At 63.8% G+C, this 2,614-nt stretch carries 4 protein-coding genes; 2 read left to right on the plus strand and 2 right to left on the minus strand.

Annotated elements, in window-relative coordinates:
- Nucleotides 1–146 (plus strand): integrase core domain-containing protein (locus SFU54_RS10565; protein WP_319016239.1); only part of this gene is annotated, 146 nt, incomplete at its 5' end.
- 7 nt (nt 147–153) lie between these two features.
- Here the strand turns inward: SFU54_RS10565 and SFU54_RS10570 are convergent.
- The gene (locus tag SFU54_RS10570; protein ID WP_319016237.1) at nt 154–639 is read right to left on the minus strand and encodes a glutathione peroxidase; all 486 of its coding nucleotides are present in this window, start codon (nt 637–639) and stop codon (nt 154–156) included.
- Between the two features lie 267 nt (nt 640–906).
- Here SFU54_RS10570 and SFU54_RS10575 point away from each other — a divergent pair, with 267 nt between their 5' ends.
- Nucleotides 907–1,905, plus strand: coding sequence for an isopenicillin N synthase family dioxygenase (locus SFU54_RS10575; RefSeq protein WP_319016238.1), 999 nt, complete (start codon nt 907–909; stop codon nt 1,903–1,905).
- A 48-nt stretch (nt 1,906–1,953) separates the two neighbouring features.
- Here SFU54_RS10575 and SFU54_RS10580 read toward each other — a convergent pair.
- Nucleotides 1,954–2,614: TerC family protein (locus tag SFU54_RS10580; protein ID WP_413466604.1), on the minus strand; the 661-nt coding region annotated here is incomplete at its 5' end.

Consider the following 2,614-nt stretch of genomic DNA (forward strand, 5'->3'; position numbering starts at 1 on the left):
ACGCAGCGAACTACACCTCGAACGAGGCCCGATCAGCGACCTACGCTGACTGGCTCGAGGAATACAATCGCCGACGACCCCACAGCGCCCTCGACGGTCACACGCCCGCTTGCCGCGTTCACAACCTCACGGGTCGTTACATCTAGCGCACGACTAGTGCGGCAGGTTCGCTTCGATGAGCGCCACGATCTCGGGCGCGTCGGGCTTCACGTTGGGGCGGAAGCGGTGCACCGCGCCACTGGGCAGCACGAGGAACTTCTCGAAGTTCCACGTGACGGGGCCGGCCACTCCGTGCTCGTCGTGCGCGTGGACGAGCTCCGCGTAGAGCGGGTGACGCTTCTTGCCGTTGACCTTGGTCTTCTCGGTCATCGGAAAGGTCACGCCCCAGGTCGTGCTGCAGTATTCGGCGATCTTCTCTTCGCTCGACAGCTCTTGCAGAAACTGATTTGACGGCACGCCGAGCACGGTGAATCCGCGGTCGCCGTAGGTCTTCTGCAGGGTTTCGAGTGCGGCATATTGCGGGGCAAGTCCGCAGCGGGAGGCGACATTCACCACGAGAACGACCTTGCCCGCAAACTCAGCGAACGAGGTCGAGCGGCCGTCGAGCATCGTCAGAGGGGCATCCGTCAGCGTGGTCATGTCGTCAGGGTAGAACTCGTGGCTGTATGCCGCCGGTGTGTGCCCTCGACGATTCTCGATGGTCTCCTGAGCGCGTCGGTCGAGGGGCGAACCTGGGTTTTGATCAGTGACGAGTTTTGCTAAGGTCGACGCATCATGAACGCGCTGTTCTGTTGTTGTTGTTGTCGCTAGTTCTCGCGAACTCGAGCCTTTTCGCGAACTAGTTCCCCGGTGCGCCCTCTTCGCGCCCGCCCCGACAACCGCCTTCAGACGAACAGGACACCTCTCATGCGCACGCTTCCCATCCTCGACCTCTCGCTTCTCTCGGGCTCTGCCGACGACGCCGCTCGCTTTCGCGACGAGCTTCGCCGCGCCACGCACGAAATCGGCTTCTTCTACCTCGTCGGCCACGGCCTGCCCCCGGAGTTCTTCGACCGCATGATGGCCACGGCGCGCGCGTTCTTCGCGCTGCCGGTTGAGGCCAAGCTTGCGATCGAGAACACGCACAGTCCGCACTTTCGCGGCTACACCCGCATGGGTGGCGAGCTGACGCAAGGCGCGACCGACTGGCGCGAACAGATCGACATTGGTGCTGAGCGGGATGCTGTTCCGCTCGGTGACGGAGTGCCCGACTTCTGGGCGCTCGAGGGCCCCAACCTCTGGCCCGCCGAGTTGCCGGCGCTGCGAGACGTGACGGTTGACTGGATGGAACGCCTCGGCCAGATCAGCGTGACTCTGCTGCGGTCGTGGGCCGAGGCGCTCGGGGCACCCGCCGACACCTTCGACGCGGCCTTCGCCGGCAACGCCTCACCGCACCTCAAGATTGCGCGCTACCCGGGGCGCGAGCGCACCGAAGGCACCCAGGGCGTCGGTGCCCACAAAGACCTCGGCGTGCTCACGCTGCTCTACGTCGAAGACGGCAAGGGCGGCCTGCAAGTCGAGAAAGACGGCGAGTGGATCGACGCGCCGCCCGTGCCCGAAGCCTTCGTCGTCAACATCGGCGAACTTCTCGAGATCGCGACCAACGGCTACCTCAAGGCCACTTTGCATCGCGTGCAGTCGCCCGCCGTGGGTGACGAGCGCATCTCGGTACCGTTCTTCTTCGGCCCTGCGCTCGACGCCGAGATTCCCACGATCGAGCTGCCGGCCGAGCTGGCGGCTGAGGCCGCGGGCGTGACCCGCGACCCCAACAATCCCCTGCACCCGGTCTTTGGCGTCAACTGGCTCAAGAGCCGCGTGCGCTCGCACCCCAACGTGGTTGAGGCGCACTACCCGCACTGGCGCTAACGAGGCCCGCCCCGCGATGAGAGACATCAGCGGGGCAGGCCTCGAGCATTAGTGCTTCGTGCTCTTCTCGGTGTCGGCGCTCTCGGCAGCAGCATCCGTCAATAGTTGGACCCTCCGTGTCTTGAGCAAGCTGAGCACCGTCGCCACCAGAATCGTCGTCGCAATGAACGACAGTGAGAACCAGATGGGAATCTCGGGCACCCACTTCACGGGCTCGCCACCGTTGATGAACGGCAACTCATTGATCTTGAGCGCGTGCGAAATGAGCTTGAGGCCGATGAACGCGAGGATGATCGCGAGACCCTGGGCGAGGTACACGAGTCGCTCGAGCAGGCCGCCGATCAAGAAGTAGAGCTGGCGCAATCCCATGAGCGCGAAGGCGTTGGCCGTGAAGACGATGTAGGCCTCTTCGGTCAGACCGTAGATCGCGGGGATCGAGTCGACCGCAAAGATGAGGTCGACAAAGCCGATGGCCACGATCACGAGCAGCATGGGAGTGAAGAACCGCTTGCCGTCGAGCTTCACCGAGAGCTTGTCCCCGTGGTACTGATCGACGAACGGCAGGTGCCGGCGGGCGAACTTCACAATGCCGATGTTCTGCGGGTCAGTCTCGTGCGAGCCAAAGGCCTGGCGGTAGGCGAGCAGCAACAGCAGGGCGCCAAAGATGTAGAAGATCCACGAGAAGTTGGAAATGAGCGTTGCGCCGACG

It is taken from the genome of Microcella sp., assembly GCF_033763155.1.
GTDB lineage: Bacteria > Actinomycetota > Actinomycetes > Actinomycetales > Microbacteriaceae > Microcella.